Below are 22,108 nucleotides of genomic sequence, written 5' to 3' on the forward strand. Positions count from 1 at the left end.
TCTCCCTTTGAATTGCATTTGCCTTTATCTAATGACCGCCCTGCGTTAAAAGTCTCTAACTTTGACGAAAAATACCAACTTACGCGGTGCATCAAAACTACTATTTCTTAAAACAACTCGCTCCCAAGCTCGACAACGTGCTTTCGGGGAAAGTCTTTGTTGAGGCTTTTAGTCAGGAAAAGGACGAGTTGGTGATCGTATTTGCAGATGCAGGGCAGCCCGAGGAACTGATCAATCCGTTTTTTATCAAGGCAACATTAACATCCCGATTTTCTTGTTTGAGTTTTCCCGAAAAATTTGATCGGGCGCGGAAGAATAGCGTCAATTTGTTTACGGATTTCGGGAATGCGCAGGTCGAGGAAGTAACTGTATTTCAAAATGAACGGGCCATTCAAATTAGCTTTTCTGATCATAAGAAACTTGTTTTCAAGTTGTTTGGAAATAGATCGAATTTGGTCGGGTTTGATAATGAGGGGAATGTTTCGCAACTTTTCAATAATAAGCTCGCAGCCGATAAAGGGATTACCATTGAATCTCTAAACCGGAATATTGATCAGTCGTTTGAAGCCTACCTGACCAATGATCTGCGTCATGAAGCCCTTTTTCCGACTTTTGGCAAATTGGTCAATGGCTATCTGAATGGTTTGCTGGCGGGTAAGGAATCAGCTTTGGAACGCTGGAATGTGATTCAGCAGGTTTTGACGCAACTTGATAAATCGGAATTCTATGTGACCCGTGTTGATTTGGCGCCGGTATTGTCTTTGATCGAAACCGGGGAAATCATTCAGACATACACCGATCCGATAGCGGCATTGGATGCGTTTTACATTTCCTATATCCGACTGAGCGGGATAGAAAGGGAAAAGGCAGACATGATCAGGGCTTTACGCAAGCGTATTCAGCAGACAGAAAACTATCTTGAAAATACCTTTGAAAAACTGGTAGCGCTTGAAAATGCGGTTAAAAACGATGAACTGGCTAACATTATCATGGCCAATCTGGACCAAATCGTGGAAAGGACTGAAAAAGCGGAGCTGTATGATTTTTACAGGGACCAGCCTATTACCATTAAGTTGAAGAAGGATCTGTCTCCGCAAAAGAATGCCGAAGGCTACTACCGCAAATCGAAAAATGAAAAAATTGAGCTGAACAGGCTTAATGAGAGCCTGGAAGCAAGGGAGTTGGAAAAGGAGCATTTGAAACAACATTTGGAAGAGATCGAAGCCATTGAATCTCTTCGTGAATTACGGGCCTACATTAAAACCAATCAGCTCGATCAGGCAAAAGCTGTTGTTACGGTCAATGAATTGTTCAAAAAAGTAGAATTTTTAGGTTACAAGATTTTGATCGGCAGAAATGCCAAAAACAACGACCTGCTGACCAAGCAATATGCCAGTAAAGACGACCTGTGGCTTCATGCGAAGGATGTTACGGGCTCGCATGTGGTGATTAAAAACCAATCTGGAAGGACTTTTCCTGCGCCTGTAATCGAGCGTGCAGCGGAGCTGGCTGCGTTTTATTCCAAAAGAAAGAATGATTCGCTTTGTCCGGTAATTTTCACACCCAAGAAATTTGTCCGTAAACCCAAAGGATTGCCGGAAGGGGCGGTCGTGGTGGACAAAGAGGCGGTTTTGATGGTTGTTGCCAAAGGCGAGTGATGCTGGGGCATTTATTCACAAATGAATATTTTACAATTTTTTGACGATCAGCAGGCTTTGATTAGTCTTGGGATATGACGATCTTCGTGTGAAAATTGGAACAGGAATTTACAGTGCAGGATGCTTGAAAATCGTCGCTTTGTCATCATAGGATTTATTGCCCTGGTAGGTTTAATGTATTTGCTGCGACTTTTCTACTTACAGGTTCTGGATGAGAGTTATTCCATCGAATCTTCCAGCAATTCCATTAAACGCGTCATCGAAATTCCCTTCCGCGGTCAGATTTATGACCGGACCGGAAAGCTCATCGTATATAATACCCCCGTTTACGATTTATTGGTAACGCCCTACAAGGCGAGGGTGGATGATACCCTCCGTTTTTGTCAGGTTTTGGGCATCGAACGTCACGATTTTGACAGCCTAATGGCCGCAGCCAGTGCGTATAGCCGGGTTAAGCCGTCGCTGTTCCTTCGCCAATTGTCCAAAGAAGATTTTGCATCGATCCAGGATGTAATGGTCGATTATTCCGGATTTGAATTCGCCAAAAGTTCATTAAGGACTTACACCGCACCCACATTAGCAAATACATTGGGTTACGTAAGCGAGATCACCAAATCGCAGCTGGAAAAACAGGAAGAAACTTATTACCGGCAGAGCGATTACATTGGACAAAGCGGGGTCGAAAAAATCTATGAAAATGAATTGCGGGGCAAACGTGGTACCAAGTTTGTGATGCAGAATGTGGCCGGCGTTTATAAAGGTCCATGGAAAAATGGTGAATTGGACACCATGGCCGTCGCAGGGGAAAACCTTTATTCCGGAATTGACCTGGAAGTACAGCAATACGCTGACAGCCTGATGGTAAACAAAGTGGGAAGCGTGGTAGCGATCGAGCCCAAAACCGGGCGTATCATCGCAATCGTTTCCGCGCCCACTTATGATCCCAATATTCTGGCTAGCAGGTATTTCTCTAAAAACTTCGCTGCGCTGGCCCGAAATCCATACAAACCATTATTCAACCGTCCCGTCATGGCAAGCTATCGCCCGGGATCTACATTCAAATTAATCCAGGCGTTGATTGGTTTACAGGAAGGCGTTATTACGCCGGGCAGCGGATTTACTCATGCCAATTGCCCGATGCATTGCCACAATCATCCGGCCACAGGAACCGTTGCATTGGGTGTAATGCACTCTTGTAATCCTTATTTCTACAATGTTTTCAGGAGGATTATTTATAAAAATAACATCAAGAATACTTTCCGCGCTTCGGCTGTGGGGCTGGATAACTGGCACGACCGGATCAGTAAGTTTGGCATTGGCCAGCGGCTTGGGATTGATCTTCCCAGCGAATACAAGGGTAATTTGCCCAATAAAAAATACTATGATCGCTTTTATGGAGAGTACCGGTGGAAGTTTTCTAATATATACTCGCTGAGCATTGGTGAGGGCGAATTGCTGATCACTCCTTTGAAAATGGCCAATGTAGCTGCCATTATCGCCAATAGGGGTTATTTCTATACCCCGCATGTAATCCATGGCATAGGCGATAAGAAATCTGTCAATCCGGATTACCTGATCAGACACGATACAGGCGTTGAATCACATAATTTTGATCCGGTGATCGAAGGAATGGTCGGTGCTGTGGAGGGCGGAACGGCAAGGAGATCCAGAGTTGAGGGAATAACCATTGCAGGGAAAACCGGTACCTCGCAGAATAAAAGAGGGGACGATAGTTCGATATTTATCGCTTTTGCCCCGGTGGACGACCCGAAAATCGCCATCGCGGTTTTTGTGGAATATGCGGGTGCGGGAGGTTCTGCCGCTGCGCCGATTGCCAACCTGGTGGTTGAGAAATTCCTGGCCAGAAAAATCACCAACAAAGCATTGGAAGAAAGAATGCTGAAAGCGGACTTCATGAGCAAGGTTATCCTGCCGGGCGTGAAAAAACCTGCTACGGCTGATTCGACCAAAAAGAAACCGGTTACCCCTGCAAAACCTGTGGTGAATAAGCCTGTTGCGATAAATAATTAAGTCATACCAATAATTTCAAAACTTCAAATACTGAGAAATGGCTGAAAATAAACCCATTACCAAGAATGTAGACTGGGTGGTAGTACTTATTTATATTGCTTGCCTGGGGATTGGGTGGGTCAACATTTTTGCAGCTGTCTACAATCCTGAGGTGCATACGAGCATGTTTGACCTATCAAATAATGCCGGAAAGCAGCTAATGTGGATTGGTACAGCGGCTTTATTGGTGGTTTGTATCCTGGTGATCGACTACAAGTTTTACGAAACCTTTTCCTTTATCATTTATGCCATTATTATCCTGCTTTTGATAATGGTTTTGTTTGCCGGATCAAATATCAACGGTTCCAGGTCTTGGATTAAGATCGGTGCGTTTTCATTGCAGCCAGCAGAGTTTTCCAAGCTTGCGGTAAGTCTGGCTATTTCCAAATACCTGAGCGATCCGGCCATCAGCCTTTCCAGGAAGCTGAAAGATTATTATCCTATTTTAGGAATCATCGCATTGCCCGCATTTCTAATCCTTTTATCCAATGAAACGGGTTCTATGCTGGTTTTTGCCTCCTTTGCGATTGTGCTTTATCGCGAAGGCATGCCCGGTTTTATTCCTGCAATCGGAATGGTAATGGCTGCATTGCTGATCATTACCCTGCTTTTTGTCAAATGGTATATCGCAGCTGCCATCATCGTTATTGCGGGATTGGTGATCTGGCTGATGCCGGTGATGACCAGACGAAGGGGAGGACTTTGGGCAACGATCATTGTTGCATTTGTCATGATTGGGATTGTGTTCGGCGTTGATTTTTTCATGAATAATGTGCTCCAAAAACACCAGCGAGGCCGTATCATGGTGCTTTTAGACCCTGATTCGGATCCTCGTGGAATTGGCTGGAATGTAATCCAATCAAAAATAGCGATCGGGTCCGGCGGATTTCTGGGTAAAGGCTTTTTGCAGGGAACCCAGACTAAATTCGATTTTGTGCCGGAGCAAAGTACCGACTTTATTTTCTGTACGGTGGGAGAGGAACACGGCTTTGCAGGGACTGCCGTGGTTGTAATACTCTTTATCTCGCTGATTTCGAGGCTGGTTATTTTGGCAGAACGACAACGCAGCAGATTCGCGAGGGTTTATGGGTATTGCGTTGCCGGGATTATTTTCTTCCACTTTATGGTCAATGTCGGCATGACGATAGGCCTGATGCCCGTCATTGGGATTCCGCTGCCGTTTTTTAGCTATGGCGGGTCGTCACTGTGGTCGTTTTCGATACTCCTCTTTATTTTCCTCAAAATTGACGCGCAGCGTCCATTTACATTGTCGCGAGGCTAATCCTATAATTTTCCGGCAGCCATAATTATTAGTACCCAGCCTGCTATCAATGCCAATCCGCCGATTGGGGCAATTGCGCCAAATTTGGTGATGCCTGTAAAGCAAATGGCGTAAAGTGAACCCGAAAAAATAATTACACCTACTGCGAACGCATTCCCGGACCATCCTAATAATTTCACCGCATCAGCGCCGGCGCGTTGCATCAGCAGCCCAACCAAAACCATCGCTAGAGCATGATAAAACTGATATTTAACAGCCGTTTCAAAGGTTTCGGTCCTATTGGAAGCTTCCAGCATTCCTTTCAATGCGTGCGCGCCGAATGCGCCAAGAGCCACAGCAAGCGCGCCAATAATTCCTCCTGCCTGAATCATAAATTTCATATTATACAATTATTTTAGGAATGACAAATGCGATTAACAGACTGTAAACTTAAAATTACCGGCTGGCTAAGTAGGGTAAAGTTAGATCGGATTGAAGGGTAACCAACTGTTTGGTGCAATTTTATTATCTTGCGGGATTGGAAATAAAGCGGATACTTACTCACCGCTAGTTGTGGAAAAGATTTACAAAATGACGTTAGAACGCTTTATCCAGCTCTGGACTCATCGTTACAAAAAATACTCACACATTTTTACAGCCCAACTTCTGGGTTATAAAGCCATCCTTCATTTCAGGAGTATCAAGGTCAATTTACGGAAAGGTCAGAAGCTGGTTGCAATTGTCCGTACAGAGCATTTTGGGGATATTATTGCATCAGAACCGATATCCAGGTACGTCCGGTCGTTGCACCCGGATGCGCACATTGTTTGGTTTGTAAAGCCTGCTTATCAAAGTTTGGTGGCTTTTAATCCATCTGTCGATGAAGTGTTTACTGAATTTTGCGTCACCCAAAGGCAGGTGATTTTTGAGGCCAAAATCTTTGATGACGTTATTGAACTGCAGTTTCGTAATAATAACCACTGCCCGGTCTGTGATGTTTATTACGAAAATCCGGTTGCACAATCCCGGAGCATTAATGTCGACAATTATTTCAATTTTGGCAATTTACTGGAAGTTTTTGCCCAGTCAGGCAACCTGATTCCCGCAAAAACAATTTTTCCGGCCGACGACCAGCCCCGGCTTTATTTACAGGATGTGCATCGCGAAAAAGTGGATGCATTGCAATTGCATAAACGGTATGTTGTCCTGCATTGCCGTTCCAATTTTGCTCCAAAAGACTGGCCGACAGAACGCTGGGAACAATTGGTGGATTGGCTGGCCGAGAATTATGATTACGATATCATCGAAATCGGGCAGGAAAGTAATCTGCATGTGACAACAAAGGCTTACAGGAATCTCTGCGGCCCCTTGTCTATTCTTGAAACCGCGGAAGTGATCCGTCGGGCCAGCTTTTTTATTGGATTAGACAGCGGCCCGTCCCATCTGGGTAATGCGACCGGAACATTCGGTGTGATATTAATGGGTTCTCTCAATGATTTCCCACATTATAATCCTTATTCAGGGAAATATGGGCGACAAGAAAACGCCATCTTTGTGCGCAAACATGGCGTTCCCTGCCGAGAACTTTCTTTTGAATTTGTGCAGGATAAGGTAGAGCAGGTTTTGAGCAGAGGATTTGAAATCGCTTGATAAAAAACACTATCGAGAGCCGAAAATAGCACTTCCAACCCGTATAAGTGTACTGCCTTCTTCCATTGCGATTTCATAATCGCCGCTCATACCCATTGATAATTCCTTCATTTCTATGTGAGCGCTTTCATATTTTTTGAAAGATTCGAACAGGCCTTTTAATCCCTGGAATTCGGATCTGATGATTTCATTGTTATCCGTATTGGAAGCCATACCCATCAAACCAACAATTTTTATATTTTCAAGTGACCCGAGTTCAGAGGAATTAAGGATTTCAATCGCTTCCTCTTCGGACAAGCCAAATTTCGTTTCCTCCCTTGCAATGTACATTTGCAGCAGGCAATCAATGGTACGGTTGTTTTTAATCGCTTCCTTATTGATTTCTTTCAGCAATTTAATGCTGTCGACGGAATGTACCAGGGTTACAAATGTGGCAATGTATTTGACTTTATTAGTTTGTAGGTGGCCGATCATATGCCACTCAATGTCTTTGGGAAGTACCTCTTGTTTAGAAACCATTTCCTGAACCTTATTTTCGCCAAACCGTTTGGAACCGGCGGAATAAGCTTCCAGCAATGCTTCTACCGGCTTGGTTTTTGTTACCGCAATCAGCTTGGTTTCCTGTTTTAATCCCTTTTCTAATAGGGCAATATTCTCGGATATTGAAGGCATTGAGTGGTACTAATTTTTTGATAATTAATCGATTAAAGTAATAATTTAACTATTAGCGGCTAGAATTAGATGTTAACATATTTCAAAATTGAAAAAAACATAGTTCTTTTACCAACTAAATAAAAAATTTAACCTTCTGTATGGACTACAACCAGGAACAAAAACAAGACCGAAAGACACTGTTATGGGCAGCTTTGGCAGTTTTGCTATTGCTGAATTTGGTGCTTGTATACTTTATATATCATGAAAAACAGGAGAATCTCGCGAAGGACGAGATTATAACTGCAAAAACAGAAGAGGTTTTATCCATCAAAACCAAACTTGATTCCATCTCCGTTGAACTGGACATTAAGATAGCTGAAATTCAGAAACTGGGTGGAAGCGTCGACTCACTGGTTGCCTTGAAGGCGGAACTGGAAAAGGACAAGCAGGAACTAAAGAATGCAAGTACTTATTCGGCAGCCAATTACAATAAAAAGATTAAATCTTACGAATCGGTATTATCCGAGAAAGACGGAGAAATTTCCAGGCTTCGTGAAGAATTGGGCGTGGCAACTACAAAAAATGAGGAGCTTAACCAAAAAGTGACCGGTCTGGAAAATGAAAGGCAGCAGTTGGCTGATTCTGTCACCAATTATTCGGTACAGAATAAAGAGCTGAGTGAGAAAGTAAACATTGCTTCCGCGCTGAGAGCCGAAAGCCTCTCTGTCAATGCTGTATCTGCGAAAGGCAAGGAGCGTGAGGGGGGGAAATATAAGGCTAAACGCATTGACAAGCTGCGCGTGAATTTTAAATTAGGTGAGAACGCAGTGGCGAAACAAAATGAAAAGGAGATTTTCCTTCGCATTCTCGATCCGGATGGAGCAGTTCTCTCTGATATGGCTACGGGTTCCGGTTCGTTTATATTGAATGGCAAGGAAATGATTTACAGCTCCAAGCAAACGGTAAGTTTCACAAATACCCAACAATCCGTTGACATTTTTTACGGCCGCGGCGGCATCCCGTTGAAGGATGGAAAATATGCGATCGAAGTTTACAGCGAAGGTTTCAAAATAGGGCAGGGAGATTTCACGGTGAAATGATGTTTTGGCTGAATAACTTATAGTTATGTCTGAATACGGCTTGGAATTTTAAATTTCAAGCCGTATTTTTGCACCCTCATTTTGGTAGTTATGCCGATATGAGGGTTTTACATTTTAATAATTAATCAATTACCGTATGTCTAAGCAATATGAAACGGTGTTCATTCTAACTCCCATTTTGTCTGAGGCCCAGGCAAAGGACGCCGTTGAAAAATTCACTACACTCCTCACCTCCAATGGTGCTGTGATTGTACATGAAGAAAATTGGGGATTGCGCAAGCTGGCCTACCCCATCCAAAAGAAAAATTCAGGTTTCTATCATGTAGTGGAGTACACTACAACCGAAGGAAACGTGGTTGATGTTTTGGAGACCGAATTCCGTCGTGATGAGCGCATTTTGCGTTTTATGACTATCGTCCTGGATAAGCATTCGATTGCTTACAACGAAAAGAAACGTAAAGGACTGGTAGGAAGAAAGAGAGAAGAATCTACCGAATCTAAAACCGAAAACGCATAAGCTATGTCACTCGTAAACGAACCGGTTGAAAAGAACATTAACCGCAAAAAGTATTGCCGTTTTAAGAAAGCAGGCATTAAATACATCGACTATAAGAATCCTGACTTTTTGTTGAAACTGATCAACGAGCAAGGAAAGATCCTTCCACGTCGCTTGACAGGAACCAGCCTGAAATATCAGCGCAAAGTATCCCAGGCTATTAAAAGAGCACGTCATCTGGCGCTATTGCCATTTGTTGCTGATCAATTGAAATAATAAAGAAAGAGCTACAGAACAATGGAAATCATACTTTTAACTGACATAGCAGGAGTAGGCTATAAAAACGACATCGTTGCTGTGAAAGCAGGATTTGGTCGTAACTACCTTATTCCTCAGGGATTTGCGCTTTTGGCTAACCCTTCAAATCGCAAGATCGTAACTGAAAATGTACGCCAGGCAGCTCACAAAGCTGAAAAACTGAAAAAAGATGCAGAAGATATCGCATCCGCTATTGGTGACCTGACAATTGATATTAAGACGGTGGTAGGGGAAAGCGGACGTATTTTCGGCCGTGTTACCAATACACAGGTTGCGGATATTCTCAAAGCAAAAGGCTTCGAAATCGACCGTAAAAAAATTACCGTTGATGATGTAAAATCAATCGGAACCTATTCTGCATTGATCGACCTGCACAAAGAAGTGAAACACAAGATCACCTTAAATGTAATCGCACAGGAAGATTGATTCTTAGCTTAAGCAAAAAAAGCAGCCTTTCGAGGCTGCTTTTTTTGCTTAAGCTGTTAGCGATTAGCTTTTAGCAGGAATCCTAAGAACCTGCCCCGGATATATCTTGTCCGGATCGGTAAGCATTGGTTTGTTTGCTTCAAAAATGACCGGGTATTTCATCATGTCTCCGTAAACCGTCTGCGCGATTTTTGAAAGGGTGTCGCCTTTTTCCACAGTGTGATAAGTTGCGGCTGGGGCGGGTGTAGCTACTTTCAAGCGATCGTCTACTACCTTCACGCCTTCCACATTACCAACTGCCAATGCAATTTTCTCTGCATCTTCCTGGTTGGCTACCTCTCCTTCAATCGTCACTGTATCGCCCGAAGTTTTAACTGTCAGGCTGTTGTATTTAAGACCAAGTGCCTTTACATGTGCAAGCAATGCGCTTGCACGGACTGGCTCCGCATCGGGAGTTGGGGTAGCTGTTGCTTCTTTCTTGAAAATTTTCTCTCCCGCACCTGTTAAAAATGATAATAAGCCCATATTTTTAAAAATTTTGGTAAAGTGATGATTGAGCATTGTGAAACTCAATCGTTGGATTAATAAAGTTATGCTGAATAATAGGCAATTATTGTACCATCAAATCTGCATGGGCCCGGGTTACTGGTTTTAATTTTCAACTTTGTACTTTTGCAGCAGGTACAAACCATACAGACCTGTATTTCCAATAATGGATCGCATTGAATCTCTTGAAAGGCTGAGGAATGAGGAGTTTGATATATGTATAATTGGTGCCGGTGCCAGCGGTGCCGGGTGCGCACTGGATGCCGTTTTACGCGGATATAAAGTAGCATTGATCGATAGAAAGGACTTTGCATCCGAAACTTCATCCCGCTCAACAAAGTTGATTCACGGAGGTGTGAGATACCTGGAACAGGCTTTTAAAAAATTGGACTTTGCTCAGCTTAAACAAGTAAGGCACGGCTTGGAAGAGCGCCATATTGTTCTCAAAAATGCCCCGCACCTTGCCCGCCCACTGGCTTTGATGACTCCGGTAAACTCCTGGTTTGAAGGGTTGTATTTCAAAATTGGCCTTCAGATGTATGATGCTTTCGCTATTAACGATACCCTTCCGAAAAGTAAATGGTTGAATAAAACCGAAGTGCTCGCCAAGATCCCCACACTGGACCGCAAAAAACTTCACAGCGGGGTATTGTATTATGATGGCCAATTGGATGATGCGCGCTACTGTTTGGCATTGGTACAATCAGCCTCGGAAAAAGGGGCTGCCGTAGCCAATTATCTTGATGTTCATGGGTTTGGGAAGAATGGAGATGGGAAATTGAATGAAGTAACTGTAACAGACACACAATCGAGCAATCAGTTCAGTATCAGATCCAAAATGATCATTAACTGTACAGGTCCTTTTTCGGATAAAATAAGGCAACTGGCTAATCAGCAGTTAACTGAGCGGATCAGACCGAGTAAAGGGGTTCATTTGGTGCTGCCTGCCGAAACGCTGAATAGCGAGTATGCCATGCTAATCCCTAAAACTTCCGACGGCCGGGTCGTGTTCGCAATTCCTTTTGAAGGCGCGACGATGATCGGCACGACGGACACGGATGTGGACGACATGAGTACTGAAGCGTCGTTGAACGAGCGTGAAAAACATTATCTCGCAGATACGCTCAATCCATATCTTGCCCAAAAAATTGACATTAGCCAATTGAAGGCAGGGTTTGGCGGATTGCGTCCGTTGCTTTCAGCCGATCCTTTGCAATCGACGAAAAATCTGGTCAGGGATCATGAAGTGGAAGTGGATTCTGTTTCGGGACTAGTGAGCTTGTTAGGTGGAAAATGGACAACTTATCGCCTGATGGCAAAAGATACGATTGACCAGGCAGATGCAATATTTTTCCAGACAAACGCCTGCACAACAGATCAGCACATGCTTGCTGGTGGAGAGCATTACAATACAGAATTTTGGAAGGAGTTGGTTGAAAAATTTGATTTCGATGAAGACATCAGCAAGCATTTGGTTAAAAAATATGGCTCAAGGGCCGGTTTGGTTGGCGAATTAACATCAGCTGAGCCAGCATTGAAAGAGCGATTGGTTGCTAAATACCCATACATTAAAGCAGAAGTTGTTTATACCGTCCGAAATGAAATGGTGATCACGCCCAGGGATTTTCTGGCGAGAAGGACTAGGCTTGAAATTACTGATTGGCAGGAAACCTTAAACTGTCTTCCAGTTGTGACAGACTTAATGGCACGGGAATTGGAATGGGATGCAGAACAAAAAGGCATGCAGGCTGCGAGCTATGAAATGGAGATTCGAACATTTATTTCCAATGCCGGTTAAGCTACCAAACTCATCGCTATTTTAAGTATGTACATTACCAATACCGCCTGCATATCACCTCAACGGACATTTGACAATTCATTTTTTGAAGGGAAAATACAAGTTTACCGTGGCGACAGGTATACCGCGATTGAACCGGAATATGGGAAGCTGATACCCGCTGGGTTGCTGCGCAGAATGGGGAAGGCCGTCAGAATGGGTGTAGGGGCCGGTTTGCCTTTAATGCAAGATGCTGACGTTGAAGGCATTATCCTTGGAACAGCAAATGGTGGCCTGGAAGATTGCCTCAAATTCCTAAACCAGATCGTCGATTACAATGAAGGTACATTGACGCCCACTAACTTTGTGCAAAGTACACCCAATGCGGTGGCTGGTAATCTGGCATTGATGAGCAAAACCACGGGATATAATGCGACGCATGTTCACAACAGTCTTGCTTTTGAGGCGGCGCTGCTGGATGCTATTTTGTTATTGGAGGAAAAGAAAATCAAGAAACTGCTGGTCGGTAATGTGGAAGAAATATCCGATTATAACCATAATATCGATTCACTAAGCGGTTCCTTTAAAACTGGCAATTACACATCCGAAACTTTACTGACCTCAGATAGTCCAGGTTCGGTGAATGGAGAAGGGGCTTGCATGTTTGTAATTGGCTCAGAACCAGGTAGGGAAACAGTCGCGCGGCTTAGGGATGTTTGCCAGAGTAGTTATCTCGATGGCAACGAAGTGGCAGAAAGATGTGATGACTTTCTCCAACGCAATGGACTTGCAGCCGAACAAATTGACACATTGATCCTGGGATTCAGCGGAGACAACCGCACCGACTATATTTACGACAACCTGGCATCGCAACTCTTCCCAGCGAGTAATATTTACACTTACAAAAACATGGTAGGGAATTATCCGACTGCTTCCGCATTCGCTGCATGGCTTGGCGTTCAACTTTTAGGAGGACAGCAAATGCCCGCTGAATGCATTTACCAAAAGTCTTCTTCGGAAAAAGCAAAAAACGTGCTAATCTACAATCATTCGAAAGGAACTCAGCACGGCTTTATTCTGCTTGATAATCAATTTTAAAGAGTCGCTTGCTCCTTCATCCTGATCACTTTGGCCAAAGTAGACAGGATTGTATCATGCTTTCTCACAAAAGGGTTGCTGTGGTCCCAGACATATCCTGCCAGTACAGAACAGATCTGATTTTTGATGTCCTCATGTATGTCACGAGCAAATACAATGGTCTGAAAGTCACCGTTGTACCAGCCAGAGACATAACTTCTGAAAACATCGATTCCCTTTTGTATCACATCTTCATATTCAGTTTTCCAGTCGACAGCCTCCCCCTTCAAATGTTTGTCGACCATTTTCGCTGACAATAATCCCGATGCAGTCGCGAATGTAACGCCTGAGGAGAAAATCGGGTCGAGGAATTCGGTGCTGTTTCCGGAGAGTACGAAGCCTTCGCCATACATTTTCTTTACGCCAATCGAATACCCCAGAATGTGGCGGGGCTCAAATTTTAGTTCTGAATTTTCGAACCGGCCATTCAAATCGTCGAACTTACGGATAAATTCCTTGTACTTCTCACCGCCGTTTTCGGCCATGTCCATGATTTTCTCTTTGTCACCCACGATACCCACAGAGGTTGAGCCGTCGGAGAATGGGATGGCCCAGATCCATGACTTATTATCGTCAAAGGAGTGGACGAAAATGTTGTTACTAGCCTTTTCAGAACGGTCCTTGTCTTCTAAATGGGAAAAAATTGCACCCCGAGGACTGAATGCGGAAGGCTTGCTCAGATCAAATAATCTTGGTAAAACTCGTCCATAACCGCTCGAATCGATGATAAATTTACAGGTGATCACATGTTCATTGCCTTCCTTGTCTTTGTATTCGAGCTCTTGCTGCTCCGGGCCGCAGGTTACCCGGGTAACCTCACATTCAAAATTGATATCCACGCCTTTTGCCTGGGTTGCCTCTGCAAGTGTCTGATCAAAATCTGCCCGCTTCACCTGCCAGGTCCAGGTCCACCCCTTGGTATACTGTTCGGAAAAAAAGAATTCACATCGTTTCTCGCCTTTGATAAAAGCGGCCCCTGTCTTTTTCTGGAAATTGCGGGTCGCCACAGCGTCCAATAAGCCCGACTCTTCCAAATGTGTCATGCAGTTGGGAAGCAGACTTTCCCCGATCTGGAAACGCGGAAACGTTTCTTTCTCGAGAATGGTAACATTATAACCCTGTTTCTTTAGATAAGAAGCTGCAACTGTCCCCGCTGGTCCGGCACCAATGACTACGACATCAACCATTTGCATAATCAGGCATTTTTAACTTTTTGAACAAGTATATTTTTATCGACGAACGCAAAGCAGGTAATAAAAGCACTAACGGTAACCCCTAATATCCCATGTAGGGAAATGTTCTGGCCCGTAAGGTGCAAATTCGGGATTTTAGTTTTAGTGTTGATTTGGGTCCTGGCTGTGGAGCCCGAATCTTTTAATATCCCATAAAGAGAACCGTCGCGATTGCCAATGTAATCCCGGAAAGTGAGCGGAGAGGCGCTATGCACCGCTTTGATCTGATCGGATATTCCCGGAAATACTTCTTCCAACTTTTTGATGACCTGAATCTCTTTGGCTTTTTTAAACGCGAGATATTCCGTATCCCTCTCGCCCGGCTCTGCCACCGTACTCGATGTGTCGCTCCATCGCGCAGTTTCCTTCGCATTCATGTAGGTCATAATGGACATGGAATCAGCATAATGGTCGGTTCTGGAAATGTATGGCGTGCAAACAAAGTAAGTTTGCGGCCAGGTTTCCTCATCATAACTCACGCCGTCCCAAACATTATCAATGTGATGCTGGTAAATGTTGTAGTTAAGGTATTCAAAACTTTTTTCACGAAAAGATATATGTACAAGAAAGGTTGAAATGGTATTTTCAAGACCCTGTACACGGTTTTTATAGACATTCAAAAATCGTTCTGAACCAAATATGTCTATGCTTACTGCCGGATGAACATTGGATATGAATTGTTTACCTTTTACTGTTTCCCCGTTATCGAGTACCACTTCTGTAATTTCCCCGCGCTCGTTGTAACGTGCTGAAACTACTTTTTTGTGCTTACGAATTTCCCCTCCGTGCTGCCTGATCACTTTGCTCATCTGAATTGCAATCTGGGAACCGCCGTCGATAAACTTGTATGCACCAGACAAATAGCTTTTCATGATCAGCGCATGTACATAAAACGGCGTTTTGCCTTTTACACCTGCATATAAAAGGTTTGATCCCGCGAGTACATTCCGAAGTTTTTCATTGTCGGTAAGCGACGCAATGTAGTCGTGAGCATTGAGGCCAGTGACATTATCGTCCATTTGGTAATTTTCATTCGATACTTCCAGGTTGTACAGCGGAAATTTGCGGCATATCTCAATGATTTTGGCGCAGTAGGTTTGTATTGCTGTTTTTTCCTCAGGAAAATACGAAATCAGCTGTTCTTCAAATTTCTCAAAACCCTGGGCATACGGATACTCGCTCCCATCGTCAAAGCGGATGACGTCGAAATGGTCTTCATCCATCCTTTTGATTTTCAATTTATCAAGCACACCAAAATACTTGAAAAACTGGTAGAGGTTTTCTCCCTCATCCATGCTGCCGACATAATGTACACCGGTATCGAAAATACTTTTATCCCTACTGTAAACCTGAAGATGCCCGCCGATCTGATGATTTTTTTCGAGAACAATCACGCTGTGACCTTCCATCGAAAGGATATTGGCGCATGCTAGCCCGCCCAGTCCGCTTCCTACAATCACGAAATCATACTCCTTTTGGCCTGCGGAAGATTGCATTGAAAGTTTTTATCAAAAGTTGAAAATAGGCTTATTACTTTACGGAAGGCTGTTTTTGTTTTCTAAGAATAAAAAGCACGTTGGACGTATTGCTGGAATGCTCCTTCATTTCATAGCTAAGCTGATGTTTTTTGGCAAATTGGCTGATGTCATAGGATGAGAAGAAATGAAATTCCTCCTCTTTTTTATTAAATGAAAATAGCCCGGTTGATAATGCTTCTGTCGTCTGCGTTTTTTGATGCCGGTCTTTCAGATCAGTAATTCCGTCTCGAATAAAAATGATTCCGCCTGGATTCAGGGCTGCTGCACAACGACTAAGCAAATTAAGCTGTTTTTCTTGCGATAAATAATGAAGGATATCATTCAGGAAAATTACGTCTTGGCTAGCTATGTTAATTGTCATGGCGTCCTGAGCAATAAATTGCAAATGAGTGGTTTTGTTGTAACTATTTTGTGCAATTACAATTTTTTCGTCATCATAATCGATACCGGTAATAACCCGCGCTTCATCTTTATAATGTAGATAGAATGACAGATATCCGTAACCGCACCCGATGTCCATGATGGCCTTACGATCTCCTATCCATTCATTATAAGCCGTGAAATTGCTGCCTTCCAGTTTCCATTTTATTTTGAAATACCATTCCAAAACAGGCCCTTTAAACACATAGTTGGTGAAAATCTTGTGTTTCATAAAATCAAGATCCTCCATTTCATTTTCAAAAGCCTCAAATTGCTTCCTGAAATGGGTTGTAATGTTTTTTGTTTTATCCCGAAGCTGGGCGCCCCAGGAAACATCTGAATAATGAATGCGCGTCAACACGCGAACATTCAAAGCGCCAGGCCGGATCAAAAAGTCATTTTTCGGAAGGACGTCCGACGCGCCGTGGATGAGAATGGGCTGAATGTCGAGATTAAGCTGCTCGGCCAGATGAAAAGCGCCTTTATGGAAACGCGCGATCTTGCCATCCTCAGACCTGGTGCCTTCGGGAAATACCAAAACGGAGTAACCGTCTTCAACCAATTTTCGGACCTTCGCAATGTTCTGCTCCGGGCCGTCGTCGGTATATACATAACCTGCAAACCGGATGATGGGGCCGAAAAAGGGAGAATTGTAAACCCAGCCTTTTACCATTAGAACAATCTTTGGATGAAGCATTATAGCCAGCAAAATGTCCAGAAAAGAAGTGTGATTGGCAATCAATATGACGGGCTTATTCATATCCAAATTTTGCATACCCGAGAAATTCTTCTTCACATGCGGCCCGGAATAGATCACTGTTTTGGCATAAAAAGAAAGCGATCGGTTGATCATTGCCTTCTTCCTTTTCTTCGAGATTGGCAACAACAGAATGGTTACCATCTTGGAATGCAGGAAAAGGCAGCCGGAGAGGAAATAAGTAAAACTTGAAACACTGATCAGAAACGGCAGCATGGTCACCGGCGGCTTCTTGCGTGCTATCCGGTTTTGTACAAAGAAATCAAAAAGAACTGGCTGAAAAACAAAGGAAATGAAGAGGATGCAGACAATGCCCAACACGCTGATCAGGGAAATGGAATGGATGGCGGGATGTTTGGCAAAAAATAAAACGCCGGTTCCGATAATGGTAGTTGTCGCCGATAATGCAATGGCGGATTGGTAGGAGCGGAGTGTGTCTTTTTTAAACTTGTATTTGCTAAGCAAGCCATCCGTCACAAAAATGCTGAAATCGTCGCCGAGACCGAAGATGAAAGTGGTTACAATGACATTGACAAAGTTGAATTTGATCCCAAGAATGACGGCGATCCCCAATATCCAAATCCAGCTGATCACCATTGGAAGAAAAGATAACAATGTTAACTCTATCCTTCCATACACGATTAAAAGCGTAAAAAACACAATGGAGGCCGAAATCAGCAAAAGATAGTTAAAGTCGTCTTTCACCATAGCCAGCATTTCTCCTGCCAATTCACCCCGGTCAAAAATCTCCACACCCGCAATTTTTCTTAAATCACTTTTTACATTGGCGAGCTGGTTTTGGTTTATAATGATCGTAGAAATGAATGTTGTCCCCGACGCCTTGGAGTCGATAAGGTTATCCACCCCGAGTTCCTTATAGAGGGTATCCAATGAAACAGAAGTTTCTCCTTGCCCGGCGATCCAATGTTTGAAACCGTTGAATGCGTACCGGTTGAACCCATTTACTGCCGCCGCCTTATCGAGTGTTTGGAAAGTGGAATCCCGCCGGGTGATGTTCCAGAAATTATTCCAGCGCCTTGTCCTTTCGTTTTTGAGTCCTTGTGGTACCAGCAATGATCCGGGGGAAATGAAGCTATTGATATATCCTTTTTGTTGAAGCGAACTGAGCTTTTGATAAACTTCAAAATTGAGCTCCTCAGCCCTGGCTCTCTGCGCATCAGCTGCGAAAACGTAAATTCTTTTTTCTTTTTTTGGATCAATACCAGTAAGCGCTTCTTCCCGGGTTCGTAGATCATCGTCCTGAATGCTCAGGTTTTCAAAACCACTATCGAACTCCGTAAAACGTGCAAAATACAGGAATACCAATGTCAGCAAACCCACGGCTACCAGTATCGCGGGGCGCCATTTGACGGGCATTTTCGGAAATTCAAATGGCCTTTCCGTATGGGAGATCTTTTTATAATCAAAAGAAGTTGCATCCAGGATGATAGGCAACGCGATGAGTGTAAACAATGCTGCGCCCAATAAACTCAGGGAAGAAAATAACCCAAAATCCTGCAATACCGTCGAGTTTGCAAAATGTAAAGCGCTAAACGCCATGACAGTTGTAAAGCTGCCGGTTAGCAATGGCGCACTTACTTCTTTAATGGCCGTCGAAATAGAATGCGTGTGCCTCAGATGTGTGAAGAAGTGGAATGCATAATCCAGGAGAATACCAAAAATAACGGCTCCTGTTGCCAGTGAAATGCCTGAAACTTGGGGGCGGATGTACCCAATGAGCCCGAGTGCAAACATGGCGCCAAATAAGCCAGGAAGAATGATGTAGAGCGGGATCAGGAATTTGCGGTAGTAGATGATTAGCAACAATAAAATGCCCGCCAGCGCAAAAAAAGAGGTATAATAGGAATCATGTTTCACCTGAATTGCATTTCGGGCAGAGATTTCAAAGGTCCCGAAATATGTGAAATGATTGTAGCGATGCTGCCGGTTCCATTTTTTATGAAACGCTTCTGTCAGGTTAAATAGCGCTACGTTTTGATTGGAATCACCTGAATTATAGCTCGTTGAGCCAAAAACAAGCACTTTTTTCCGGTCGGCCGTGAACATGAGGCCATCGTCCATTACCATCCCGCCCGCGTTATTATTGGCATTCAGTTCCTGGTAATATCGCCCCGTAATGCCAAGGGGATCATTTAAAATGAATTTTTTCAGGAATGAGCCGCCGGGCGTCAGCAGTTGATTGTATACCGACGCAACCGACGAACGGATGGAGTCAGGATTGATCCTGGATTGGACATGTTTGTAATAGGCCGAGTCGATAAGTTGCGGGAAATGGCTGTACACATATTGATACACATCCTCCTGCACATTTGGCCTTTCGGAACGGATGTTCTTAATGTAGCCCTTGGTATACCTGCTTAGCGAGTCGGAGAATGCTTCTGCAATGAAGCGGGCATCGTCAGTGCTGGTTTCCGCAGGGATATCAATCGAAAAAACGATCTGGTTAATGATATTTTTACTCTCTACCAGCCGGTTGAATTCCTCGAAGCTTTTGCCTTTGGGCAAGGTAGCAAAAATGCTTTCAGAAACTCTGAGACGTGCAATGCCGGTTAAAAGGGCAATAATAATGAGAAGCAGACCAAGGAAGAAGGCGGTTTTGTGACGGGAAAGAAATTGATTCAGCCTTAACAAAAAATCTCCGGTCATTGAAACGAAAAACGTGAGTGCAATACAAAATTAAGCAAATGTATAATTCAGACAATGTCGGAACGGTGGCTGGACCCGGGTTTTATGGTTTGCCAAAACGGCAAAAAAAGATTTATTTTACAATACTAAATTACGCCATCCCTAAATGAATCGTATTTCGTTAGCTCAGATCGAGCAGTATGCTTTTGAAAAGAAGGAATTTATCTTAGCCGAAGACGACCTCAATCAAGTATCCAAATCCTTTGCCTTTTTAACTAATTTTTCCAAAGATAAAATTATATACGGGATCAACACCGGCTTTGGCCCTATGGCGCAATACCGGATTGAGACTGACAAGCTTAGTAACCTGCAATACAACCTGATCCGGAGCCATTCCAGCGGGATTGGGAAGCCGCTCAACGATATTTACGCAAGAAGTGTCATGATTGCCCGTCTGAATTCATTTTTACAAGCGAATTCTGGTGTTAGCACCGCGGTAATTAAACAATTAGTTGCATTTCTGAATCTGGGTATTACGCCAGAGATCTTCGAACATGGTAGCGTGGGCGCAAGTGGTGACTTGGTCCAACTGTCGCATTTAGGATTGAATCTGATTGGAGAAGGCTATGTGTACGAAAATGGCGTAAGAATAAAAACGGCAAATGTCTTAGCAGAAAAGAACATCGCGCCATTGAAAATGGAACTGCGGGACGGACTCGGTTTGATCAATGGAACGTCCTGCATGACAGGTATGGCGGCGATTAACCTGGTCTACGGGAAGCGGCTGGTTCAATGGGCCGTCGCCGCTTCATCCATGCTGAATGAGGTGATTGAAGCATTTGATGATTCATTTTCCAAAGAATTGAATGCAGTAAAGCACCATAAAGGCCAGCAGCTCATTGCCCAGCAAATGCGGGATTTCGTTGCCGGAAGCGGTATGATCCGAAACCGGGAGGAATTGTTCAAAGACGATACCGCGATGCAGCGCAAAGAATTTGAAAGGAAAATCCAGGAATACTATTCAATTCGCTGCGTTCCCCAGATTTTAGGACCGATATTGGATACGCTGCTATACGCCCAGGAAGTCGTTGAAAATGAATTGAATTCGACCAATGACAATCCGATTGTGAGTCCGGAAGATGACAATGTTTTTCACGGCGGTAATTTCCATGGCGATTACATTTCATTGGAAATGGATAAGGTCAAAATTGTTCTCACCAAGTTGTCGATGCTGATGGAAAGACAGCTCAACTTCTTAATGAACAGTAAGTTAAATAATAAGTTTCCCCCTTTCCTGAATGCGGGTACCTGGGGTTTAAACTTCGGATTTCAAGGTGTCCAATTTACTGCAACGTCTACAACAGCTGAAAATCAGGCACTTTCAAATTCGGTTTATGTGCATAGCATTCCCAATAACAATGATAATCAGGACATTGTGAGCATGGGTACGAATAGTGCAGTTCTTGCCAAACAAGTATTGGAAAACTCATTTCAAGTAATGTCCATTCACATCATGGCGATCTGCCAGGCCATCGATCTGCTGGATACCGAGGAAAAAGAAAGGTTATCACCCAATGCATTATCGGTTTATGCGCAGATCAGAAAATTGGCATTCTTCGTGAAAGACGATATTCCGCAGGCCGATAGCATCGCAGCGGTTTACGAGTATATCAAAGAAACTCCATTTCAATTATGAGCTGTGCATTGGTAACTGGCGCATCGAGGGGACTTGGCAGGGCCATTGCAGTTCAGTTAGCCAAAGATCACGGATTATATATCCTCGTTAATTACGCGTCCAACCAGGCTGCGGCAGAGGAAACGCTGGCCGAAATTAAAGCGGCGGGTGGAAACGGCGAGTTGCTGCCATTTAATGTTCAGACCAAATCGGAAGTGGATGCGGCGTTGAATGGATGGAAAGAAAAGAACGAAGATAAGTCGATCAGCGTTTTGGTAAATAATGCAGGAATTACCCGAGACGGGCTGTTTATGTGGATGCCTGAAAAGGATTGGGACGATGTCATGAACATTTCGACGAAAGGACTTTTTAATGTTACTCAGAATGCAATCCAGCAAATGCTAAGAAAACGAACGGGCAGGATTGTTAACATTGCCTCGGTTTCTGGGATGAAGGGGGTAGCAGGGCAAACCAACTATTCGGCAGCAAAGGGAGCAATTATATCGGCTACAAGAGCATTGGCCCAGGAAGTTGCCAAGCGCAAAATCACAGTCAATGCGGTAGCGCCTGGTTTTATTACCAGTGATATGACGAAGGATCTGAACGAGGAGGAATTGAAGCAGATGATCCCGATGAACCGCTTTGGAAAGGCAGAGGAAGTTGCACATCTGGTCAGCTTTTTAGTTTCGGATAAGGCGGCTTACATCACGGGAGAGGTCATTAACATCAACGGAGGGATTTATTAAT

General features: G+C 43.8%; 18 protein-coding genes. 12 read left to right on the forward strand and 6 right to left on the reverse strand.

Annotated features, from left to right (window positions below):
* Nucleotides 1–86 precede the first annotated feature (86 nt).
* From FHS68_RS26705 to rodA, 3 genes are all read left to right on the forward strand, one after another.
* Complete coding sequence (locus FHS68_RS26705) at nucleotides 87–1,658, forward strand: NFACT RNA binding domain-containing protein (RefSeq protein ID WP_167274383.1); 1,572 nt, start codon at nucleotides 87–89, stop codon at nucleotides 1,656–1,658.
* Nucleotides 1,659–1,778: 120 nt separating this feature from the next.
* Nucleotides 1,779–3,689, forward strand: coding sequence for a penicillin-binding protein 2 (mrdA, locus tag FHS68_RS20890; protein ID WP_167274386.1), 1,911 nt, complete (start codon nucleotides 1,779–1,781; stop codon nucleotides 3,687–3,689).
* A gap of 37 nt (nucleotides 3,690–3,726) precedes the next feature.
* Nucleotides 3,727–5,010, forward strand: coding sequence for a rod shape-determining protein RodA (gene rodA / locus FHS68_RS20895; RefSeq protein WP_167274388.1), 1,284 nt, complete (start codon nucleotides 3,727–3,729; stop codon nucleotides 5,008–5,010).
* A gap of 2 nt (nucleotides 5,011–5,012) precedes the next feature.
* On the opposite strand, the gene FHS68_RS20900 is transcribed toward rodA, so the two are convergent.
* Nucleotides 5,013–5,390, reverse strand: coding sequence for a DUF423 domain-containing protein (locus tag FHS68_RS20900; RefSeq protein ID WP_167274391.1), 378 nt, complete (start codon nucleotides 5,388–5,390; stop codon nucleotides 5,013–5,015).
* A 190-nt stretch (nucleotides 5,391–5,580) separates the two neighbouring features.
* Between FHS68_RS20900 and FHS68_RS20905 the strand changes: the two genes are divergently transcribed.
* Nucleotides 5,581–6,639, forward strand: a complete 1,059-nt coding sequence (locus FHS68_RS20905; protein ID WP_167274394.1) for a glycosyltransferase family 9 protein — start codon at nucleotides 5,581–5,583, stop codon at nucleotides 6,637–6,639.
* A 9-nt stretch (nucleotides 6,640–6,648) separates the two neighbouring features.
* Here the strand turns inward: FHS68_RS20905 and FHS68_RS20910 are convergent, their stop codons facing one another.
* Complete coding sequence (locus FHS68_RS20910) at nucleotides 6,649–7,311, reverse strand: YggS family pyridoxal phosphate-dependent enzyme (RefSeq protein WP_167274396.1); 663 nt, start codon at nucleotides 7,309–7,311, stop codon at nucleotides 6,649–6,651.
* A 140-nt stretch (nucleotides 7,312–7,451) separates the two neighbouring features.
* On the opposite strand from FHS68_RS20910, the gene FHS68_RS20915 reads away from it, so the two are divergent.
* The 4 genes from FHS68_RS20915 to rplI all read left to right on the forward strand — a co-directional run bounded on the left by FHS68_RS20915 (nucleotide 7,452) and on the right by rplI (nucleotide 9,633).
* On the forward strand, nucleotides 7,452–8,393 hold the full coding sequence (locus FHS68_RS20915) for a DUF8428 domain-containing protein (protein WP_167274398.1): 942 nt from the start codon (nucleotides 7,452–7,454) through the stop codon (nucleotides 8,391–8,393).
* A gap of 136 nt (nucleotides 8,394–8,529) precedes the next feature.
* The gene (gene rpsF / locus FHS68_RS20920) at nucleotides 8,530–8,910 is read left to right on the forward strand and encodes a 30S ribosomal protein S6 (RefSeq protein ID WP_167274400.1); all 381 of its coding nucleotides are present in this window, start codon (nucleotides 8,530–8,532) and stop codon (nucleotides 8,908–8,910) included.
* Between the two features lie 3 nt (nucleotides 8,911–8,913).
* On the forward strand, nucleotides 8,914–9,165 hold the full coding sequence (rpsR, locus tag FHS68_RS20925; protein ID WP_167274403.1) for a 30S ribosomal protein S18: 252 nt from the start codon (nucleotides 8,914–8,916) through the stop codon (nucleotides 9,163–9,165).
* A 21-nt stretch (nucleotides 9,166–9,186) separates the two neighbouring features.
* Nucleotides 9,187–9,633: a 50S ribosomal protein L9 gene (rplI, locus tag FHS68_RS20930; protein ID WP_167274405.1), complete on the forward strand. Its 447-nt coding sequence runs from the start codon at nucleotides 9,187–9,189 to the stop codon at nucleotides 9,631–9,633.
* Between the two features lie 63 nt (nucleotides 9,634–9,696).
* Here rplI and lysM read toward each other — a convergent pair whose 3' ends face one another.
* Entirely contained in the window at nucleotides 9,697–10,158 is a 462-nt protein-coding gene (gene lysM / locus FHS68_RS20935; protein WP_167274407.1) for a peptidoglycan-binding protein LysM, read from the reverse strand.
* Nucleotides 10,159–10,345: 187 nt separating this feature from the next.
* Between lysM and FHS68_RS20940 the strand changes: the two genes are divergently transcribed.
* Complete coding sequence (locus FHS68_RS20940; RefSeq protein WP_167274410.1) at nucleotides 10,346–11,977, forward strand: glycerol-3-phosphate dehydrogenase/oxidase; 1,632 nt, start codon at nucleotides 10,346–10,348, stop codon at nucleotides 11,975–11,977.
* 27 nt (nucleotides 11,978–12,004) lie between these two features.
* Complete coding sequence (locus tag FHS68_RS20945; protein WP_167274413.1) at nucleotides 12,005–13,054, forward strand: beta-ketoacyl synthase chain length factor; 1,050 nt, start codon at nucleotides 12,005–12,007, stop codon at nucleotides 13,052–13,054.
* Here FHS68_RS20945 and FHS68_RS20950 read toward each other — a convergent pair.
* Genes FHS68_RS20950 through FHS68_RS20960 form a run of 3 tightly spaced genes read right to left on the reverse strand, consistent with a single transcriptional unit; the run spans nucleotide 13,051 to nucleotide 19,707 of the window.
* Complete coding sequence (locus FHS68_RS20950) at nucleotides 13,051–14,286, reverse strand: NAD(P)/FAD-dependent oxidoreductase (protein ID WP_167274416.1); 1,236 nt, start codon at nucleotides 14,284–14,286, stop codon at nucleotides 13,051–13,053. The genes FHS68_RS20945 and FHS68_RS20950 overlap by 4 nt on opposite strands.
* A 2-nt stretch (nucleotides 14,287–14,288) precedes the next feature.
* Nucleotides 14,289–15,821, reverse strand: a complete 1,533-nt coding sequence (locus FHS68_RS20955; protein ID WP_167274418.1) for a phytoene desaturase family protein — start codon at nucleotides 15,819–15,821, stop codon at nucleotides 14,289–14,291.
* A gap of 34 nt (nucleotides 15,822–15,855) precedes the next feature.
* Nucleotides 15,856–19,707, reverse strand: a complete 3,852-nt coding sequence (locus FHS68_RS20960) for a 1-acyl-sn-glycerol-3-phosphate acyltransferase (protein WP_167274421.1) — start codon at nucleotides 19,705–19,707, stop codon at nucleotides 15,856–15,858.
* Between the two features lie 145 nt (nucleotides 19,708–19,852).
* On the opposite strand from FHS68_RS20960, the gene flxA reads away from it, so the two are divergent.
* Together flxA and flxB are read left to right on the forward strand one after the other, a co-directional pair.
* Nucleotides 19,853–21,382 (forward strand): flexirubin biosynthesis tyrosine ammonia-lyase FlxA, encoded by a 1,530-nt coding sequence (flxA, locus tag FHS68_RS20965; protein ID WP_167274423.1) that lies wholly within the window; start codon nucleotides 19,853–19,855, stop codon nucleotides 21,380–21,382.
* Complete coding sequence (flxB, locus tag FHS68_RS20970; RefSeq protein ID WP_167274426.1) at nucleotides 21,379–22,107, forward strand: flexirubin biosynthesis SDR family reductase FlxB; 729 nt, start codon at nucleotides 21,379–21,381, stop codon at nucleotides 22,105–22,107. The genes flxA and flxB overlap by 4 nt, the downstream gene beginning before the upstream one ends.
* The last annotated feature ends 1 nt before the right edge of the window (nucleotide 22,108 follow it).

The organism is Dyadobacter arcticus, assembly GCF_011762185.1.
GTDB classification, from domain to species: Bacteria; Bacteroidota; Bacteroidia; order Cytophagales; family Spirosomataceae; genus Dyadobacter; species Dyadobacter arcticus.